Consider the following 18,052-nt stretch of genomic DNA (forward strand, 5'->3'; position numbering starts at 1 on the left):
GTATGAGCGTTTGGGCAATAGGCGACCTCCAGGGCTGTTACGACGCGACCCAGCGCTTGCTGGAACGGATCGCATTCGATCCGGCGCGCGACACGCTGTGGTTCTGCGGCGATCTGGTCAACCGCGGCGGGCAGTCGCTGGAGACCCTGCGGCTGGTGCATTCGCTGCGCCAGAACAGCATCGTCGTACTCGGCAACCACGACCTGTCGTTGCTCGCCATCGGCGAGCGCACCGAAGAAGAACAGCGCAAGGTCAACCCCGACCTGCAACGCATCGTCCTGGCCGAGGACCGCAACGAACTGCTCGGCTGGCTGCGCATGCAGAAGCTGGTCCAGGTCGATCGCAAGCTCGGCTGGATGATGGTGCATGCCGGCCTGGCGCCGAAATGGACCACGACCATGGCCGAGCGCCATGCGCGCGAGGTCGAGGAGCGCCTGCACGGCGATCAGTACCGGCGGCTGCTCAAGAACATGTACGGCGACCGCCCGGCCTGGAATCCCAAGCTGGCCGGCATCGACCGTCATCGCGCCATCATCAACATCTTCACCCGCCTGCGTTACTGCACGCCGCGCGGCCGCATCGCCTTCGAGGACAAGGGCAGTCCGGGCACTCAGCCGGTCGGCCTCTACCCCTGGTACGAAGTGCCGGGCCGGGCCGAGCGCGACCTCAAGATCGTCTGCGGGCATTGGTCGACCCTCGGCCTTTTCATCGGCCATGGCGTGCACGCGATCGACACCGGCGCGGTCTGGGGCGGCAAGCTCACCGCGCTGCAGCTCGACACCGACGAACTGCGGTTGGTGCAGGTGCCCGGACGCGACGTGCCGGCCAATCCGCCGCGTCCGCGTCCGCCGCGCCAGCCGCAAGCGCAGAGCTGAGCCGATGCGCCACGGATGGCGGTCCACTGCATGCAGTGTCACGGCGATCGCCGTGCTGATGTTCACCGCGGCCTGCTCACGCGCCCCACAGCAGCCGGCGCCACAGCGCAGCGAGGCGAAGGCCGGGCCGTCGTCGGACGCCGCCGCGAACCGCCTGCCGTCGCCGCCCTGGGTGGCCGCCGCGCGCGCGCAGATCGGCGTTACCCGGCGCTACGATCCGGCCTATGTGCGTTTGGCCTATCCCGGCGGCGACGTCGCCCTCGATCGCGGGGTCTGCACCGACGTGGTGATCCGCGCCCTGCGCACGCAAGGGCTCGACCTGCAGCAGGCCGTGCACGAAGACATGCACGCTAACTTCGCCGCGTATCCGTCGATGTGGCGCGCGACCGCGACCGATCGCAGCATCGACCACCGCCGCGTACCCAACCTGCGCCGCTGGTTCGAGCGCCAGGCCTGGTCGCTGCCGGTCAGCGACCGCGCCGCCGACTACCGTCCCGGCGACCTGGTCACTTGGGACCTCGGTCGCGGCGTGCCGCACATCGGCATCGTGTCCGACCGCAAATCCTATCCGGGCCGGCCGCTGATCCTGCACAACATCGCCCGCGGCACCCAGGAAGACGATCTGCTGTTCGACTACGCGATCACCGGCCACTACCGGCCGAAGCTGGAGCGGGACACCGCGAGCGTGGCGCGCTGAGCGCAGAACACTGGACTCATCCAGGCAGAACCCGCACGACGAAAACTGCAAGCTTGAGCGCCATCCGGCAGATGCCTTGTTCTCGCGAATCCCACCATGACCGTCATCCCCGCGAAGGCGGGGATCCACCGGACTCATCCCTACAGAATCCGCACGACGACGCCCCAAGCCTGAGCGCCCAGCCAAAAGCTTGTTCTCGCAGGTCTCTTCATGGCCGTCATCCTCGCGAAAGCGGGGATCCAGAGCCGCCGGACTCCGACAGAGCCCTCATGCAGGACTCAGCGACTCAATCCATCCCCAGCCGCAAGTAATCGATGAACTCGAACGCGAACTCGTTGCGCTCATCGGCCGCATGCGATTCGCGCGAGAGCACGCGCCACTCGGCCGGATCGAAGCGCGGGAAAAAAGCATCGGCGCCTTCGACTTCGGTATCGACCCGAGTCAAGTGCAGCCGCGTGGCCGCGGCCAGACACAGCGCATAAACCTCGCCGCCGCCGATCACGCACAACTCGGCCGCACCGTCGCCCTGCGCCAGTTCCAAGGCCTGCTCGACCGAGCCGACCGCTTCCATGCCGGCGAACGGCACCTCGCCGGAACGGGTCAACACCAGATTGCGCCGGCCCGGCAGCGCGCGTCCCAGCGACTGCGCGGTCTTGCGTCCCATCAGCAATGGTTTGCCGAGGGTCAACGCCTTGAAGCGCTTGAGGTCGTCGGACAAGCGCCACGGCAAGGCGTTGTCGCGGCCGATGGCGTGCTTGCGGTCGAGGGCGGCGATCAGACTCAGCTGCGGGGTTGCGGATGCGATCATTCCAATGCCTTTTCAAGAAGGTGCGACAGCCGCTCGCGCGGCGTGGATCCGCCGTCATTGTCGAACTCGATATCGTCGAGCTTCCACATGCCGTCTTCGCGCCGCATCAGCGCCTCGTCGCGCCACTGCCGCCCGGGGCCCTGCCCCTCGGGCAGATCGCTGCCGGTCAACACGACCTGCACACGCTCGGCGTCCGCACCCATTGCGCTGCGGCGACCCAACGCGAACGACAGAATCATTTCATCTTGCGCCGCGCTGCTGAATACGTCGCCTTCGATCAAGGGCGGCTTCATGTCGCCTTGATACTTGGCGATGAACGCGGTCTGCGCACGTTGCGCACGTTGCGCACGCTCCAGACGTTGCCACAAGGCGCGGGTCAACAGCGGCCGGTAAGCCGCCAGACGCGCGCCGCGCGGCAAGCCCGAAGCGAAGCCGTACGTCGTCGGGGCGTCCTCGTCGCCATAGCGGTGCAAATGAGCGCGATAGAACGCCGCGGCGGCCGCCGCGGCGTCGCCGCGAACCGTATCGTCGGCCTCCGCTGGCGCTGCCGTCGTGGCAGCAGGCGGCGGAACGACGCGCTCGTCCGTCGTGCCGCATGCAGTCGCAGCGAGCGCGATCGAGATGGCCAAGCACCAGCCGGCGATGGAAGGTTGCAGCATGATCTCTCCTACGGCGCCGTCGGCGACGCCGGAACCGATCACGCTAGTCCGGCGCATGTTCAAACCGCGTCTAGCACAGTCGCGCAAACCGCCAGCTCAGACCGCGACCGGCGCCTTGATCGCCGGCAGCGGGTCGTAGCCTTCGATGGCGATGTCGTCGTAACTGAAGCCGAAGATGTCCTTGACCTCGGGATTGAGCTTCAAGCTCGGCAACGCGCGCGGCGTGCGCGAAAGTTGCTCGCGCGCCTGTTCGTAGTGATTCGAATACAGATGCGCGTCGCCCAGGGTGTGGACGAAATCGCCGACGCCCAGGCCGCAGACCTGCGCGACCATGTGGGTCAGCAGCGCATAGCTGGCGATGTTGAACGGCACGCCGAGGAAGATGTCGCCGCTGCGCTGGTACAGCTGGCAACTGAGCTTGCCGTCGGCGACGTAGAACTGGAACAACGCATGGCAGGGCATCAGCGCCATCTGCGGCAGGTCGGCGACGTTCCAGGCGCTGACGATCAGGCGGCGCGAATCGGGATTGCGCTTGATCTCGTCGATCACCCAACGGATCTGGTCGATCTCGACGCCTTCGGCGCCGGCCCAACGCCGCCACTGCTTGCCGTAGACCGGGCCGAGCTCGCCCTCGGCATCGGCCCACTCGTCCCAGATGCTGACCTTGTGGTCCTTCAGATAAGCGGTGTTGGTCTCGCCCTTGAGGAACCACAACAGCTCATGGACGATCGAGCGCAAGTGCAGCTTTTTGGTGGTGACCAGCGGGAAGCCGGCGTTCAAGTCGAAACGCAACTGCCAGCCGAACACGCTGCGGGTGCCGGTGCCGGTGCGGTCGGATTTCTCGGTGCCGTGTTCCAGCACGTGACGCAGCAGGTCGAGGTATTGCTGCATGGCCTCAGCCCTTCGCCGGTTCGGCCGCGAGCGGCTGCGGTTGCAGGGTCGGCGAGCGCGTCGACAGCCACAGCCAGAACAGGCCGAGCAGGATCAGCGGCACGCTCAGCACCTGGCCCATGGTCAGCCAACCGAACGCGAGGTAGCCGTGATCGCCGATCTGCGCATCGGGCACGCGCACGAACTCGACCAGGAAACGGAAGCAGCCGTACAGCAGCGCGAACAGCCCCGACACTGCATAGCGCGGACGCGGCTTGCTCGAGAACCACCACAGCGCGACGAACATGACCAGGCCTTCGAGCACCGCCTGATACAGCTGCGAAGGATGGCGCGCAAAACGGTCCAGGCCGCCGCCGGCGAACTGGGTCTGCAATTGTTCGGCGGTCCAGCCGGCGAATTCCGGCGCGCGCGGGAAGATCACCCCCCAGCCGGCGTCGGTGGTCTTGCCCCACAACTCGCCGCCGATGTAGTTGCCGAGGCGGCCGAAACCGAGCCCGGGCGGCACCAGCGGCGCGACGAAATCCATCACGTCGAAGAAATGCGTGCGTTGGCGGTGCGACCACCACAGGGCCGCGGCCATCACCCCGAGCAGGCCGCCGTGGAAGCTCATGCCGCCTTCCCAGATGCGGAACAGCATCAAGGGGTCCTTGAGCAGCTCGGCAAAGTTGTAGAAGACCACGTAGCCGATGCGGCCGCCGAGGACGACGCCGAGCATGGCGTAGAACAGCAGATCGCCGTAGGCCTGTTCGCTGACGCCGGGCAGGCGCCCGGCACGCACCCGGCGTCGTCCCAGCCACCAGGCGGTGACGAAACCAAGCAGATACATGATCCCGTACCAATGGACTTGCAGCGGGCCGAGAGAGATCGCGATCGGGTCGATCTGGTGCAGGATGGTCATGCGGCAGGACGATTCTTGAAGGACGATGACCGCCGTATTGTGCCCCACACGGCCTGTACCAGGGGCGCCGCCGAGGCCCCCGAACCGCCACGGACACAGTGTTTCGCAGGCGCTCCGGCCCATTGCGGCAAACTCGCGTGCGTTGCCCCGGTGGGCACGGCCCGGCCAGCCCTGGAGCCCGCTGCCGATTGGCCCGCTTACAGCAGGACCGGGCGATCCGGCAATTCGTTGCCGTCGTCGGGCGCGCCTCGGTCGCGCGGGAATTGTTCGGCGACGATGTCGGACAAGGCGACGATCCCGTCGAGCACCGCGGTCTCGGCATCGCCCGCGCTCAAAGCCGCCTGGATGCCGTCGCAGACCGCCTGCCAGCGTTCGGGGCCGACCCGCGAGGCATAGCCGCGGTCGGCGACGATCTCGATGCGATGGTCGGCCAACAGCAGATACAGCAGCACCCCGCTGTTGCCGGCGGTGTCCCAGACCCGCAGTTGGGCGAAGGCGTCCTGCGCCGCCGCGCGTGCGTCCTGCCCGGCGAACAGTTGTCGCAGCGGCAAGCGCTCTTCGACCGCGAAGCAGACCTGGCCGTGGTGGCGCGACTCGCTGGCCGCGATGGCCGCGGCGATGCGCTGCAGGCTGGCTTCGGGCAACAGGCGCCGTGCCGAGGGCGCGCACAGATGACGGAGCCAACGCATCACCAACTCCCCGAGGCGCCGCCGCCTCCGCTGGAACCGCCGCCGCCCGACCAGCCGCCACCGCCACCGCCTCCACCACCGCTGCCGCCGCCCCAACCACCGCCGCCGTAGCCGCCCCAGCCGCCGCTGCGCACGAATTGGCCGCCGCTGCCGCCGAGCAAGCCGACGAACAAACCGATCAAGGCGGTCAGGCCGACCAACCACCAGGCCAGCGCCAGTAACCAGGCGATGCCGCCGACGACCAGCCCGGAGGCCAGCCCGCGCACCAGCGCCGGCAGCCGGCCAAGCACGGCGCGCACGACCTGCCCGCCGAAGATCGCGATGAAGAAGGCGAGCACCCAGCCCTCCTCGCCGCCGTTGCCGTCGTCCTGCGCCGGACGCGCCATCGGCGGGGGCAGCGGTTCGCCGTCGATCAACTTGACCAGCATGGCGGTCGCGTCGACCAGGCCGCCGGCGTAGTCGCCGCTGCGGAATTTCGGCGCCAGGTATTCCTGGATGATGCGGCCGGACTGGGCGTCGGTGATCGCGCCCTCCAGGCCGTAGCCGACTTCGATGCGCACGCGGCGGTCGTCCTTGGCCACGACCAGCAGCACGCCGTCGTCGACGTCCTTGCGGCCGAGCTTGAATTGCTCGTAGGCGCGCACCGCATACGAGTCGATGTCCTCCGGCGCGGTGCTCGCCACCACCAGCACCTGCAGCTGGCTGCCCTTGCGCTGTTGCAGCGCTCGCGCCTGCGCTTCCAGTTGCGAACGGGTGGCGGCATCGAGCGTGCCGGTGGTGTCGACCACCGGCGAGGTCATCGCCGGGATCGGTGCCAGCGTCTGCGCCCGCACCGGCCCTGCGGCCGACGCGAACAACAGCACGCTCAGGCAGGCCGCGGCCCAGGCGATGAGCGTGCCGCGTGCGGACCCGCCTGCGCGTGCGGGAAGCGCCGACATCGCGAAGCGATCAGCCCTGGGCCGGAGCGGGCTGCGCCGCCGCAGGCGGCGGGCTGGCCGGCGCCGCAGGCTGGCCGAAATCGACCTTCGGCGCCTCCTGGATCTCGGCCGGGTTCTCGACGGTGAAGTTGGGCTTGGTCGAATAACCGAACAGCTTCGCGGTGAGGTTGGTCGGGAACTGGCGGATGTAGGTGTTGTAGTCCTGGACCGCGCCGATGTAGCGCTGGCGCTCGACCGTGATCCGGTTCTCGGTGCCTTCGAGCTGGGTCTGCAGGCTCAGGAAGCTCTGGTCGGCCTTGAGCTGCGGGTAGTTCTCGCTGACCACCAACAAACGCCCGATCGCCCCGCGCAACTCGCCCTGGGCCTGTTCGAACTGCTTCAGCGACTCGGGACTGTTGGCGTCGACGTTGATGCTGCCGACCTTGGCGCGCGCTTCGGTGACCTGGGTCAGCACCTGCTGCTCGTGGCTGGCGTAGCCTTTCACCGTCGCCACCAGGTTCGGCACCAGGTCGGCGCGGCGCTTGTAGACGTTGAGCACCTGCGACCAGGCCGCGGTGACCGCCTCGTCCTTCTGCTGGATGCTGTTGTAGCCGCAGCCGCTGAGCAGCGCGGTCAGCGCAAGCACGATCAAGGCTCGGAACATGGCGCGACTCCTACTGGGTGACGGCCGCATTCCAGCACCGGCCGCCGGCCGGCGCAATGGACGCCGTGTGACGACGCCACCGCGCGCGGGCCGCTATAAGCGCAGCCGCAAACGGACAAGGCCGGCCTGCGGCGGCCGCAAACTAATCGAGTCAGCAATCGGCAGCCGCAAACGAACAGGGCCGGCAATCGCTTGCCGGCCCTGCTCTCCGATCGATGCGGCTTGGCCGCTTATTCGGCGCTGAGACGTCGCGTCGCGCGCTTCTTCGCCCACAGGTTCAAGCATTCGACCAGGGCCGAGAAGCCCATCGCGCCGTAGATGTAGCCCTTCGGGATATGCACTTCCAGACCGTCGGCGATCAGATACACGCCGACCAGGACGATGAAGGCCAGCGCCAGCATCTTGATGGTCGGGTTGTGGTCGATGAAATAGCCCAGCGGCTTGGACGCCAGCAGCATTACCCCCACCGCGAGCAAGATCGCGGCGACCATGACCGGAGTGTGGTTGGCCATGCCGACCGCGGCGATCACCGAGTCCAGCGAGAACACGATATCGATGACCGCGATCTGGGCGATCACCGCCATGAACGAGGCCGCCGGCTTGGTGTGCACGTCTTCGGATTCGTCTTCGCCGACGATCAGGTCCTTGACCTCCATCGAGCCCTTCACCAACAAGAAGGCGCCGCCGAGGATCAGCACCAGATCGCGCACCGAAATGCCCTGGCCCAGCACGGTGAACAGATCGCTGGTCAGGCCGGCCAACCAGGCCAGGGTCAGCAACAGCGCGATACGCGTGATGCAGGCCACCGCGATGCCGAACTTGCGCGCTTTCTCGCGGCTCTCGTAAGGCAGCTTGCTGACCGCGATCGAGATGAAGACGAGGTTGTCGATGCCCAGCACGATTTCGATCGCGCTCAGGGTGATCAGGGTGATCCAGACTTGCGGATCGGTCAGCAGTTCAATCACGTGCGGCATACCTCAAGATGTCGATAACGAAGAAACCTGCGGACTGGGCCCGCAGACGGCACGCCGCGGAGCGTGCCGGTAGGCCGCCGAAGCGGCCCGGGAAAGGCCGGCGATGAGGCCGGCCGCAATGCATGCGCGAGCCCGAAGGCGCGCTCAAGCCATCAGATACGCCCACAGCCGCGGGCCGAGAATCGCGACCCAGGTCAGCAGCACGTTCATCAGCAGCACGAACACCGCCGCCGAACCCATGTCCTTGGCGCGCCCGGCCAGCTCGTGGAACTCCGGGCCGTAGCGCTCGATGACCGCCTCGACCGCGGAATTGAGCAATTCCACGCTCAGCACCAGCAGGACCGAGCCGATCAGCAGCACCCGCTCGACCCCGCTTTCGCCGAACCACCAGCCCACCGGCGCCAGGACCAGGAACAGGTAGACCTCGAGCCTGAACGAGGACTCGTGCAGCCAGGCCGCGCGCAGCCCCTGGAACGACCAGGTGGCGGCTTTCAGGATGCGTCCGGGACCGCGCGGCAGATGCCCGTATTCGTCAGCCATGGAGGCGGATCCCCTGCGCCGAAGGCACCACGGTACTGCGACGAAGGCACTCGGGCGGAGACGGCTCGAAGGTCGGCATGGACGCGGGTCTCGATCGTGCGGGGGCCGGGACAGGCCGGGCGCGGCCGACGGCCGCTACAGGGCGGGGATTTTGCCACAAGCCCGGCAGGGGCGCCCTGACCGCAGGCGGCCGGATCGCGGTTCTGGGGCCCGGGCGGGTGGGGGCTTGGGCGTTGCTTGGGCGTGGCTGGGGGGTGGGAGTCGTGGGGGTTGGTGAGATTCGGGTGAGACGAGATTCGGACGCATCGGCCAATCGGCGTCCTTCGAGGTCTCGGCTCGGTTTCGGTTTCCGCTTTGGCAGTTGCTGTGCCGTTGCCTGCCGTTGCCTGCCGTTGCCTGCCGTTGCCGTTGCCGTTGCCGTTGCCGTTGCCGTTGCCGAGATTTTGATCAGCTTTGCTTTGTGGCTTTGCCGCTCTGCCGGTCAAGAGAAGACCCGTAGGGCGGCCCGCAAGGATGCGGACCGTGCGCAAGCAGGCCATGGATGGCCTGTCTGGAGCATCCCTGCGTCGGCATCGATCGCGCGGGCTTGTGCCCTTGCAAGGAAGGCCTTTTCTTTGGTTAGCTTTGACCGAAGGAACTCCCTGTGGGACTTTTGGGCCAGCAAAAGAAAGTAACCCGGCCGCGTTAGCGGACGGAAGCTTTGCTCTTGATTGAAGGCTGCGCCGGAGGCCGACGGGACGTGGTCGCGACTTGCGTCGCTCCTACCCTAGAAGCCGGACCATGATGTCTTGATTCCGCGTCGCATCCGGCTGGAGCCAGGGTAGGAGCGGCGCAAGCCGCGACCGCGCTGCGATGATCTCGCGTCGGATCAGACAAGCAAGATCAGGATCTAGATCAAACGCTAAAAGCTTCCGCCACTAAAGCGGCGGGTTACTTTCTTTTGTCTGAAGCAACAAAAGAAAGCTAACCAAAGAAGTTGCTTTGTTTTGAATCACAGGCCCGCACGAGCAATGCCTCCGCAGGGATTTTTCATACGGGACATCCTTGTCCCGATGAAAAACGGCCCGCATCCCTGCGGGCCGCCCTCCGGGTCTTCTTTAGCTTTCGCTAGTGCTATGCGGCGCACAGCAACAGCAACAGCAACAGCAACAGCAACAGAAAAAATCTTTACGCGACGGCGACGGCGACGGCGACGGCGACGCCTAAGGCTGCAGCCTTCATTAAGAATACGGTGCCGGTTTGTGGCTACGCGTCGCGGCTTACGCCGCTCTTACAAAGGAGCTGCGTCAGCATCGAAACGAAATCATCGGGGATTACGCGACTCTTATCGCGAGGATTTCGCCACCGCCACGTCGCGCTGCCAATAGCCGCGCAACTGCTCGCGTTGCCGCGGGCTCAGGCCCTCGGTGCAGGCGTCCAGCAGCGCGTTCGCAGCGGCAGCATCGCCGGCCGCCCAGGATTCCCGCGCGGCCTCAAGCAAGGCGCGGCGGCGTACGTCGAGGTTGCCGAACGGGTCGAACCAGGAATCCACGCGTGTGGCGTCCTTGACGCCGGTCCAAGCGAAGCGGGCATCGCCGGCCTCGGCGGCGATGGCGCGGTAGCGGGCGATGGCTTCGCCGCGCTCGATCCGGCCTTGCAGCAGATCCAGGCGAACCCGGAATAGCCGCGCCTGCGGCGTCGTGCCGGCGGCTTCCAGCGCCGCCACCGCGCGGCCGACGTAACCGTAATCCACCGGTCCGGCCGCCGCTTGCAGGCCGAGCAGGTTGAAGCTCGCGATCGCGGTGCGGTACTCGGTGCGGTCGTGCGCCGCGATCGCCTTCGCATCGGGGCGGCCCAGCGACGACGGCTGCACCAGGCGCACGCCGGGTTCGTCCTTGAGGATCGCTTCGATGTCGTGCTTGTGGAACTCGCCCACGACCACCACCACGGTGCCGCCCGGATGCGCGCGCGCCGCGGCGGCGATGCGCTGCGCCTGCAGATAGGTGCGGTAGAGATAGAGCCGGCGCGGCAAATCATTCTTGGCGCGGGCGGCCGGGGTCGCGGCCCAGTTCGCCACCTTGTGCAGCTTGGCCGGGTTGTCGGCATGGAAGAAGTCGCGCGTCGATGCCTCCTGACCGAAGGCGAGAAAGCCCATGAAGCCCTCGGACGGACGCAGTTCCGGCGGCGCGTCCAGGCTCAGGCCGAAGCCGAGCCGCTGATCCTCCGCCGGCGGCTCCCAGTCGATCGGGCACAACTCGATCCCGTGCCGGCGCGCGAACGGCACCGCCACGTCCTGGACCTCGTAGGTGAACTCGTAGAAATCGCCGCGCGCGAACGCTTCCGGCGCACGCTCGATGCAGATCGCGTCGGGCTGGGCACGGTCGAGGAACGCGTCCAGCAGCGCCGGCTGGTCGCGCTCGGACACCAATTGCGCCGCGTGGTCGACGCCCAGGACGATCACCGTCGCCGGCGTCGCATCGGCTTGCGCTGCAGATACCGCGAGCGCCGGCGTCGGCAACAGCAACAGCACCAGCACCGTCAGCCACCACTTGCTCATGTCCCCTCCGATGCAACCCGATGTGATCTGTCCGATCCGCCCCGGATCGTCGCCGGCACGATGTCACGACGCAGCGGCACCTACCCGTGCCGTTGGTCGCAGTCGCTCAGCTCATTGCTGCCGCAAGGCCTCGATCGGGTCCAACTGCGAGGCCTTGCGCGCCGGGTAATAGCCGAAGAACAGACCGGTCGCGATCGAGAACCCCGCCGCCAGGGCGATGATCTGCCCGTTCAAGGCGATCGGCAGGGCGCCGAACTTGCCGACCAGGATCGTGCCGACCACGCCGATCGCGATGCCCAACGCACCGCCGATCAGCGAGATCAGCATCGCCTCGGCCAGGAACTGGCGCTGGATGTCGCTCGGGCCGGCGCCGACCGCCATGCGCAGGCCGATCTCGCGGATACGCTCGGTCACCGAGACCAGCATGATGTTCATGATGCCGATGCCGCCGACGATCAGGGAGATCGTCGCCACCGCGCCGAGCAGCAGGGACATCAGGCGCGTGGTCTGGGTGCGGGTGGCGACCACTTCGGCGATGTTGCGCACGCTGAAGTCGTCGTCGCCGCCGGGCTGGATCTTGTGGCGCTGGCGCAACAGGCCTTCGATTTCTTCCTGCGCATAAGCCACGTCTTCGGCGCGACCGACGCCGACCGCGATCTGCATGACCGCGCCGGTCGGCAGGCCCATCGCACCGAGCAGGCGGCGGCGCCCGGTTTCCAGCGGCACCAGCACCACGTCGTCCTGGTCCTGGCCGAAGCCGCCCTGCCCCTTCGGGTTGAGCGTGCCGACCACCGTGAACGGCACCCGCCCGAGACGCACGGTCTGGCCGATCGCGTCTTCGTCGCCGAACAATTCGCGCCGTACGGTTTCGCCGAGAATCACCGACTTGGCGCCGCTGCCGTAGTCGCGCGCCTCGAAGCTCGCGCCGGAGGCGATGGTCCAGCCGTTGATGTCGAAGAAATCCGCCTGCACGCCCTGCCACTGGGTCGACCAGTTGTTTTCCGCATAGACCGCCTGGGTGCCGCCACGCAACGAGGCTGCAACGTACTGCACTTCCGAGACTTCGTTGCGGATCGCCTCGGCATCGGCCTCGGTCAGGGTAAAGAAACTCGATGCGCTCAGGCGTACGCCGCCGGTGCCGCGGCCGCCGCCACCCGAGCTGATGTCCAGGCGGTTGGAGCCCAGGCCCGAGACCAGTTTGTCGATTTCCGACTGGGTGCCCTGGCCGACCGAGACCATCACGATCACCGCGGCGATGCCGATGATCACGCCAAGCGAGGTCAGCGCGCTGCGCAGCCAGTTACCTCGCAGAGCGAATACCGCTGTACGAAGCACTTCGAGGAAGTTCATCGCTCCGGCCCTCGCTCTTGATCTTGATCTTGATCCTGCACGTGCAGCTCGCCGTCGCGCATGACGAAGGTGCGGTCCGCGTGCGCGGCCACGTCGGGGTCGTGGGTGATCAACACCACGGTGTGGTCCTCGGCCTGCAGACGCTTGAACAGGGCGAGGATCTCCTCGCCGGTACGGGTGTCGAGCGCGCCGGTCGGTTCGTCGGCGAGCAGGATCGGCGGCCGGTTGATCAGCGCGCGCGCGATCGCCACGCGCTGCTGCTGGCCGCCGGACAATTCGCTCGGGCGATGGCCGGCGCGGCCGCTCAGGCCGACCGCGTCGAGCGCCTCCTGGGCGCGACGCAGGCGCTGTTCGCGCGGCACGTTGGCATAGCCCATCGGCATCGCCACGTTTTCCAGCGCGCTCATGCGCGGCAACAGGTTGAAGCCCTGGAACACGAAACCGATCTTGTCGCGGCGCAGGATCGCGCGCTCCTCGGCGTCGAGGCTGGCCACGTCGATGCCGTCGCACAGATAGATGCCGCTGGTCGGCGTGTCGAGGCAACCGATCAGGTTCATCAGGGTCGACTTGCCCGAACCCGACGGCCCCATGATCGCGACGAACTCGCCGCGCGCGATCGACATCTCGACGCCGTGCAGGGCGATCACTTCGGCCTCGCTGCCCGGCGAATAGACCTTGCCGAGCGCGCGGGTCTCGATGACCGCGATGGCGTCAGCGGCGTCGCTCATTTGCTGCCGCGCCCGCTGCCGACCACGACCTCGTCGCCTTCCTGGATGTTGCCCGAGACTTCGGTCCAGCTGCCGTCGCTGGCGCCGACCCGGACCACGATCTGTTCCGGCTCGCCCTTGACCAGCTTGTACAACGGCACGCGCCGCGCGGTGACGAGGTTGGCGATCTCGGCATCCCATTGTTTGCGCTGGGCGTCGTTGAGCATCGAACGGAACGTGCCGAACTGCTGGTTGAAACGTTCCTGCATGCGCTGGCGCGCGACGCCGGAGACGGCTCCGCCACTGCGGTTGCCGCGGTTGTTGTTGCCACCGCCACCGCCGCCCGGGCCGCGCCCGCCGCCGATGATGATCGGCGCGCCGCCGCCACCGCCCGGCGCCGCCGCAACCGGCGCCGCAGTGCGCGCGGCCATGCGCTGCTTCATCTGCTCCAGCGCGGCGTCGAACGCGGCCTGCTGGTTCGCATCGAGCTTGAGCGCCTGGGCCACCCGCGGCAGATCGCCGCTGAGGCCGCCGCGCGCGCCACCGCCGCCCGGGCCGTTCGCAGCGCCGGCACCGGCCGCTTCCTCGGCCGGCTTGTAGCGCAGCGCGGCATTGCTGACCCGCAGTACGTCGTCGCGGCGGCTGACTTCGATCTCGGCGTTGGCGGTCATGCCCGGCAGCAGCACGCCGTCGACGTTGTCGACCGAAACCACGACCGGATAGGTGATGACGTTGCTGGTATTGGTCGCCGACAACCGCACCTGCTGCACGGCGCCGCGGAACTGGCGATCGGGGAAGGAATCGACGGTGAAGTTGACGCTCTGGCCCGACTTGACCTGGCCGATGTCGGCCTCGTCGATGGCCAGCACGATCTCCATCTTCGACAGGTCTTCGGCGATCTGGAACAGCACCGGCGACTGCAGGCTCGCAGCCACGGTCTGGCCGGGCTCGATGCTGCGGGTCAGCACCACGCCGTCGACGGGCGCGCGGATCACCGTGCGCTGCAGGTTGAGACGCGAGGTCTGGGTCGAGGCGATCTGCTGGTTGATCTGCGCCTCGGCGCCGGCCAGTTGGGCGCGGGCCTGGTCGCGCGCGGCGCGGGCCAGGTCGGCGTCGCTGCGCGCAACGAGCTGGTTCTTGGCCAGTTCCGATTTGCGCTGATAGTCGAGCTCGGCGTTGCGCAGGGTCGCCTGCGCGGTGGCGAGGCTGGCGCGGGCATTGGCGACTTGAGCCGAGCCCTGCGCGATCTGCGCCTCGTAGGTGGCCGGATCGATGCGCGCGATCACCTGGCCCTTGGTCACCCGGTCGTTGTAGTCGGCCAGCACCTCGGTGACCTGGCCGGAGATCTGGCTGCCGACGTCGACGGTCGAGATCGCCGAGAGCGCGCCGGTGGCGGAGATGGCGACGCGGATGTCGCCGCGCTCGACCTTGGCGGTGCGGTAGGCGCCCGCAGCCTGCTCGGCATTGCGCTGACGGTAGAACGTCCAGGCGCCAGCGGCCACGGCCAGCACCACCGCCGCGACGACGATGCGCTTGGGCCACGGCGATTTGCGGCGCCCGTTCTTGTTCGTCGCGGGTGAGGTCGGCTTGGCTGCGCTCATGGGACTCGAATCGTGGGCTATGGAGGCGCGAACGCGTGTGGCTGAATGCGGTTGACAGCGCTCGCTGCATGGACCGTGGCGGGCGCGAACGGTTCAGTTTCGGCTACCGCCGCGCGCAAGCGCCGCGAATGCCTGGCAACAGGCGATTCTGCACAGGGATTCGCCAGGGTGCGAAAGCGTCGCAGGCCGCGACCGGCCTCAGGCGCCGGGGCGGCGCGGCAGCGGCGGCATGTGGGTGCTGAGGGTGGCGCTGCCGGGACGGAAACGGATCACCGCAGTGGTGCCCTGCTCGGGCGCGCTGGTCAGGGTGACCGGCCAGCCGAAGCGTTCGCCGAGCCGGCGCACGATCGACAGGCCCATGCCCTTGCCATCGCCGACCGAGAAGTCGGCGCGGTAGAACGGGGTGAAGGCCTTGGTCAGGGTTTCCACCGACATGCCGATGCCGGTGTCGCGGATCTCGATGCTGTCGCGGCTCAGGCGCACGTCGATGCGGCCCTGGTCGGTGAAACGCACCGCATTGCTGAGCAGATTGCCGACCATGACCCCGAGCGCATGCGGCGGCGCGGTCAGGCGCGGCCCGCCCTCGTCGTACAGATGCAGCTCGACCGGCTTGCCGTTGAGCAACGGCAAGATTCGCTCCATCTCGTTGTCGACGATGTCGCGGACCAGGAATTCTTCCGACTGCGGCTCCACGTCGGACTCGCGCGCCAGAATCAGGAAGGCGTCGATCACCGCTTCCATGTCGCGTCCGGCGCGCTGCACCCGCAGCAGCGAGCGTTGCGCGCGCAGCGGCGTGTCGGGGTCGGCCAGCATCAGGTCGGTGGCGACCCGGATCACCGTCAACGGCGTGCGCAGCTCATGGCTGGCGTCGCGGGTGAAGTCGCGCTCGCGTTCGACGAAGTCGCTGACTCGTTCGGCCAGGCCGCTGAGCGAACTCGACAACCGGCGCACTTCGCTGCCCGGGTCGTAGGGGAATTTGATCGGCTCGATCAGGCTGGTGTCGGGATCGCGCGGGTCCCATTGCGAGACCACGTTGGCCAGCCAGCTCACCGGCGACACCAGGCGCTTGGAGGTGCGGTAGGTATGCCAGGAAATCAGATACGTCGTCAGCAACGACAGCAGCAGCGAGAACAGGCCGGTGTAGAGGATCGCCTCGTCGATCAGCTCGGTGGCGTAAATCATGTAGAAGGTGCCCGACTCGCGCCGGTCGACCAGCACCACCCGGCCGCCGCCGGGCAGGTTGTGCAGGCCCGAATCGACCCCGCGGATCACCATCGGCAACAACGAGTCGCTGGCGCCGGTGGGGACGAAATGGCCGCGCGTGGTCGAGGTGCGCGGCAGCGGATAGTTGGGGTCGCAGATGCGTCCGGCCCAGTAGTCGTCGGCCTCGCGCTGCATGCGCTGTTCGAGCACCACGTGGCGCACCGCGAGTCCCGCCAGGAGGATGCCCAGCGTGATCGCGATGCTGCCGATCAAGGCTTGCAGAATGAACGCAAGCTTGATCTTGCGCGGTAGCCCCTGCGGCATGGTCGCGGCCGGTCAGTCCGGCGGCTGGGAAATGTCTGCCACCCGGTAGCCGGCGCTCTGCACGGTATGCAAAAGCTGCTTGTCGAACGGCTTGTCGATGGTCTTGCGCAGGTTGTACAGATGGCTGCGCAAGGTATCGGAATCCGGCAAACCGTTGCCCCAGATCTCGCGTTCGATTTCCTGGCGGCTGACCACGCGCGGCGATTCGCGCATCAGGATGGTCAACAGGCGCAAGCCGATCGGCGACAACTGCAGCTCGCTGCCGCCGCGGGTGACCCGCAGGCTGGCCGGGTCGAGCACCAGGTCGGCGACCTTGAGCACTTCGCCGCCGACCTGGCGGCGCTCGCGCCGGATCAGGGCGCGCAGGCGCGCTTCCAGTTCCTGGATCGCGAACGGCTTGGTCAGGTAATCGTCGGCGCCGGCGCTGAGGCCGGTGAGTTTTTCGTCGAGCGTGTCGCGTGCGGTCAGCATCAGCACCGGCGTGGATTTGCGGGCCTCTTCGCGCAGCTTCTTGCAGACCTCGATGCCGTCCATGCGCGGCAGCATCAGGTCCAGGACGATCACGTCGTAGCTGTTCTCGGTGGCAAGGCGGTAACCGTCGAGACCATCGGCCGCGTAATCGACCTCGAAGCCGCGGCTTTCGAGGTACTCGCCGACCATTTCGGAGATATTGCGGTTGTCTTCGACGATCAGGACCAGCCCCCCGTCTCTCGTACCCTGCATGCAGCCTCTCCATTCCTTCAGTTTTGTGAAGGTTGCCCTCGCCAAGGTGGACGGCCCGTGAAGACCCCCGCTACGCTGACCGCCTATTCCGTCACGAAACGCCCCGATGCTCGGCGAACGCCTCTATCCGATCCTGCTGCTGCTCGGCTCGAACATCTTCATGACGTTCGCTTGGTACGGCCATCTCAAATACAAGTCGTCGCCGCTGATGATCGCGATCGCGGTCAGCTGGGGCATCGCCCTGTTCGAGTACTGCCTGCAAGTGCCGGCCAACCGCCTTGGCAGCGCGGTGTATTCGGCACCGCAGCTCAAGGGCATGCAAGAGGTCATCACCCTGCTGGTATTCGCAGGCTTCTCGGCCTGGTACCTCGGCGAACCGCTGAAATGGAACCACTGGGCCGGGTTCGGCCTGATCGTGGTCGCGGCCTGGTTGATTTTCCTGGATTGAGCTTGCCGGGCCGACCTTGCTGGGTTGATCGCAGCCAGCGCGGTCAGGGGCCGCACAAGGATTCGACCTCGACCTCGCGCTGCCAACGTTCGCCGCGGATGTCGATCGTCAGACGGCCCTTCCAGCGAGTCATGGTGCTGGAGCCGTCCGTCGCCGCGCGCGCCTGCACTGCCTGAGCCGCCGGCAACCGGATCCAACCTCCGTCGCCCTCGACCGATAAATTCGGCGCGCCGAGGCGCAGCTCCGCCGAAATCTTCTCGCCCGCGTCGGACCAACGCAGGGTCTGACCGCGCTGCCGCTGCAAGCCCAGGGTTTCGATATCCGAATGCGCGCCCTCGCGGCGCAAGGCAAAAGGTTGACCGCTCACCGACAGATGCAGCGCCGGCCAAGCCTCCAGCGCCGAGTTTTGATCGTCGCGGTTGCGCCACAGCGTCGCCAGTGCGGAACCGCCCTCGGCCGATCCGGCCCCGGCCAGATAAACGTGGACGATGGGACAGGTCTTGCTGTCCATGCTTTCGCTGAGCCACGGGGAGACGCGCATCGGCACG

General features: G+C 67.4%; 19 protein-coding genes. 3 read left to right on the top strand and 16 right to left on the bottom strand.

The window, feature by feature from the left end:
* The first annotated feature begins 2 nt into the window (after positions 1–2).
* Together ACTOWK_RS14895 and ACTOWK_RS14900 are read left to right on the top strand one after the other, a co-directional pair.
* Positions 3–875 (top strand): symmetrical bis(5'-nucleosyl)-tetraphosphatase, encoded by an 873-nt coding sequence (locus tag ACTOWK_RS14895; RefSeq protein ID WP_441330907.1) that lies wholly within the window; start codon positions 3–5, stop codon positions 873–875.
* Between the two features lie 58 nt (positions 876–933).
* Positions 934–1,572 (top strand): DUF1287 domain-containing protein, encoded by a 639-nt coding sequence (locus ACTOWK_RS14900; protein WP_441330970.1) that lies wholly within the window; start codon positions 934–936, stop codon positions 1,570–1,572.
* A gap of 286 nt (positions 1,573–1,858) precedes the next feature.
* Here ACTOWK_RS14900 and ACTOWK_RS14905 read toward each other — a convergent pair whose 3' ends face one another.
* From ACTOWK_RS14905 to ACTOWK_RS14975, 15 genes are all read right to left on the bottom strand, one after another.
* Positions 1,859–2,380 carry a dihydrofolate reductase gene (locus ACTOWK_RS14905; RefSeq protein WP_441330908.1) on the bottom strand — a complete coding sequence of 174 codons (522 nt, stop codon included), beginning with the start codon at positions 2,378–2,380 and terminating at the stop codon, positions 1,859–1,861.
* The gene (locus ACTOWK_RS14910) at positions 2,377–3,081 is read right to left on the bottom strand and encodes a hypothetical protein (protein WP_441330909.1); all 705 of its coding nucleotides are present in this window, start codon (positions 3,079–3,081) and stop codon (positions 2,377–2,379) included. Before ACTOWK_RS14910 ends, ACTOWK_RS14905 begins: the two co-directional genes overlap by 4 nt.
* Positions 3,082–3,135: 54 nt before the next feature.
* Positions 3,136–3,930 carry a thymidylate synthase gene (locus ACTOWK_RS14915; RefSeq protein WP_441330910.1) on the bottom strand — a complete coding sequence of 265 codons (795 nt, stop codon included), beginning with the start codon at positions 3,928–3,930 and terminating at the stop codon, positions 3,136–3,138.
* 4 nt (positions 3,931–3,934) lie between these two features.
* On the bottom strand, positions 3,935–4,828 hold the full coding sequence (gene lgt, locus ACTOWK_RS14920) for a prolipoprotein diacylglyceryl transferase (protein ID WP_441330911.1): 894 nt from the start codon (positions 4,826–4,828) through the stop codon (positions 3,935–3,937).
* A 197-nt stretch (positions 4,829–5,025) separates the two neighbouring features.
* A complete protein-coding gene (locus ACTOWK_RS14925) occupies positions 5,026–5,517 on the bottom strand; it encodes a TPM domain-containing protein (protein ID WP_441330912.1) in 492 nt (163 codons plus the stop codon).
* Positions 5,517–6,455: a TPM domain-containing protein gene (locus ACTOWK_RS14930; RefSeq protein ID WP_441330913.1), complete on the bottom strand. Its 939-nt coding sequence runs from the start codon at positions 6,453–6,455 to the stop codon at positions 5,517–5,519. Before ACTOWK_RS14930 ends, ACTOWK_RS14925 begins: the two co-directional genes overlap by 1 nt.
* A gap of 10 nt (positions 6,456–6,465) precedes the next feature.
* Positions 6,466–7,098 carry a LemA family protein gene (locus ACTOWK_RS14935; protein ID WP_441330914.1) on the bottom strand — a complete coding sequence of 211 codons (633 nt, stop codon included), beginning with the start codon at positions 7,096–7,098 and terminating at the stop codon, positions 6,466–6,468.
* A gap of 230 nt (positions 7,099–7,328) precedes the next feature.
* Positions 7,329–8,072 carry a TerC family protein gene (locus tag ACTOWK_RS14940; RefSeq protein ID WP_441330915.1) on the bottom strand — a complete coding sequence of 248 codons (744 nt, stop codon included), beginning with the start codon at positions 8,070–8,072 and terminating at the stop codon, positions 7,329–7,331.
* A gap of 144 nt (positions 8,073–8,216) precedes the next feature.
* Positions 8,217–8,612, bottom strand: coding sequence for a diacylglycerol kinase (locus tag ACTOWK_RS14945; RefSeq protein ID WP_441330916.1), 396 nt, complete (start codon positions 8,610–8,612; stop codon positions 8,217–8,219).
* A gap of 1,324 nt (positions 8,613–9,936) precedes the next feature.
* A complete protein-coding gene (locus tag ACTOWK_RS14950) occupies positions 9,937–11,148 on the bottom strand; it encodes a hypothetical protein (protein ID WP_441330917.1) in 1,212 nt (403 codons plus the stop codon).
* A 111-nt stretch (positions 11,149–11,259) separates the two neighbouring features.
* Positions 11,260–12,498 (bottom strand): ABC transporter permease, encoded by a 1,239-nt coding sequence (locus ACTOWK_RS14955; protein WP_441330918.1) that lies wholly within the window; start codon positions 12,496–12,498, stop codon positions 11,260–11,262.
* Positions 12,495–13,226 carry an ABC transporter ATP-binding protein gene (locus ACTOWK_RS14960; protein ID WP_441330919.1) on the bottom strand — a complete coding sequence of 244 codons (732 nt, stop codon included), beginning with the start codon at positions 13,224–13,226 and terminating at the stop codon, positions 12,495–12,497. The genes ACTOWK_RS14955 and ACTOWK_RS14960 overlap by 4 nt, the downstream gene beginning before the upstream one ends.
* On the bottom strand, positions 13,223–14,806 hold the full coding sequence (locus ACTOWK_RS14965) for an efflux RND transporter periplasmic adaptor subunit (RefSeq protein WP_441330920.1): 1,584 nt from the start codon (positions 14,804–14,806) through the stop codon (positions 13,223–13,225). The genes ACTOWK_RS14960 and ACTOWK_RS14965 overlap by 4 nt, the downstream gene beginning before the upstream one ends.
* 198 nt (positions 14,807–15,004) lie before the next feature.
* Positions 15,005–16,333: a sensor histidine kinase gene (locus ACTOWK_RS14970; RefSeq protein ID WP_441330921.1), complete on the bottom strand. Its 1,329-nt coding sequence runs from the start codon at positions 16,331–16,333 to the stop codon at positions 15,005–15,007.
* Between the two features lie 12 nt (positions 16,334–16,345).
* Entirely contained in the window at positions 16,346–17,056 is a 711-nt protein-coding gene (locus ACTOWK_RS14975; protein ID WP_031373577.1) for a response regulator transcription factor, read from the bottom strand.
* Positions 17,057–17,162: 106 nt separating this feature from the next.
* On the opposite strand from ACTOWK_RS14975, the gene ACTOWK_RS14980 reads away from it, so the two are divergent.
* Entirely contained in the window at positions 17,163–17,504 is a 342-nt protein-coding gene (locus tag ACTOWK_RS14980) for a DMT family protein (RefSeq protein ID WP_441330922.1), read from the top strand.
* Positions 17,505–17,547: 43 nt separating this feature from the next.
* On the opposite strand, the gene ACTOWK_RS14985 is transcribed toward ACTOWK_RS14980, so the two are convergent.
* A complete protein-coding gene (locus ACTOWK_RS14985; RefSeq protein WP_441330923.1) occupies positions 17,548–18,015 on the bottom strand; it encodes a hypothetical protein in 468 nt (155 codons plus the stop codon).
* Between the last annotated feature and the right edge of the window lie 37 nt (positions 18,016–18,052).

Origin of the sequence: Lysobacter sp. CA196, assembly GCF_052078695.1 — a bacterium.
Classification (GTDB): Bacteria; Pseudomonadota; Gammaproteobacteria; order Xanthomonadales; family Xanthomonadaceae; genus Lysobacter.

Excerpts from the sequence above, each read along its gene's own strand:
- ACTOWK_RS14955 (WP_441330918.1), bottom strand. The coding sequence starts at position 12,498 with ATGAACTTCCTCGAAGTGCTTCGTACAGCGGTATTCGCTCTGCGAGGT.
- lgt (WP_441330911.1), bottom strand. The coding sequence starts at position 4,828 with ATGACCATCCTGCACCAGATCGACCCGATCGCGATCTCTCTCGGCCCG.
- ACTOWK_RS14950 (WP_441330917.1), bottom strand. The coding sequence starts at position 11,148 with ATGAGCAAGTGGTGGCTGACGGTGCTGGTGCTGTTGCTGTTGCCGACG.
- ACTOWK_RS14900 (WP_441330970.1), top strand. The coding sequence starts at position 934 with ATGTTCACCGCGGCCTGCTCACGCGCCCCACAGCAGCCGGCGCCACAG.
- ACTOWK_RS14925 (WP_441330912.1), bottom strand. The coding sequence starts at position 5,517 with ATGCGTTGGCTCCGTCATCTGTGCGCGCCCTCGGCACGGCGCCTGTTG.
- ACTOWK_RS14960 (WP_441330919.1), bottom strand. The coding sequence starts at position 13,226 with ATGAGCGACGCCGCTGACGCCATCGCGGTCATCGAGACCCGCGCGCTC.
- ACTOWK_RS14935 (WP_441330914.1), bottom strand. The coding sequence starts at position 7,098 with ATGTTCCGAGCCTTGATCGTGCTTGCGCTGACCGCGCTGCTCAGCGGC.
- ACTOWK_RS14985 (WP_441330923.1), bottom strand. The coding sequence starts at position 18,015 with ATGGACAGCAAGACCTGTCCCATCGTCCACGTTTATCTGGCCGGGGCC.
- ACTOWK_RS14930 (WP_441330913.1), bottom strand. The coding sequence starts at position 6,455 with ATGTCGGCGCTTCCCGCACGCGCAGGCGGGTCCGCACGCGGCACGCTC.
- ACTOWK_RS14980 (WP_441330922.1), top strand. The coding sequence starts at position 17,163 with ATGCTCGGCGAACGCCTCTATCCGATCCTGCTGCTGCTCGGCTCGAAC.
- ACTOWK_RS14905 (WP_441330908.1), bottom strand. The coding sequence starts at position 2,380 with ATGATCGCATCCGCAACCCCGCAGCTGAGTCTGATCGCCGCCCTCGAC.
- ACTOWK_RS14915 (WP_441330910.1), bottom strand. The coding sequence starts at position 3,930 with ATGCAGCAATACCTCGACCTGCTGCGTCACGTGCTGGAACACGGCACC.
- ACTOWK_RS14975 (WP_031373577.1), bottom strand. The coding sequence starts at position 17,056 with ATGCAGGGTACGAGAGACGGGGGGCTGGTCCTGATCGTCGAAGACAAC.
- ACTOWK_RS14895 (WP_441330907.1), top strand. The coding sequence starts at position 3 with ATGAGCGTTTGGGCAATAGGCGACCTCCAGGGCTGTTACGACGCGACC.
- ACTOWK_RS14965 (WP_441330920.1), bottom strand. The coding sequence starts at position 14,806 with ATGAGCGCAGCCAAGCCGACCTCACCCGCGACGAACAAGAACGGGCGC.
- ACTOWK_RS14940 (WP_441330915.1), bottom strand. The coding sequence starts at position 8,072 with ATGCCGCACGTGATTGAACTGCTGACCGATCCGCAAGTCTGGATCACC.
- ACTOWK_RS14945 (WP_441330916.1), bottom strand. The coding sequence starts at position 8,612 with ATGGCTGACGAATACGGGCATCTGCCGCGCGGTCCCGGACGCATCCTG.
- ACTOWK_RS14970 (WP_441330921.1), bottom strand. The coding sequence starts at position 16,333 with ATGCCGCAGGGGCTACCGCGCAAGATCAAGCTTGCGTTCATTCTGCAA.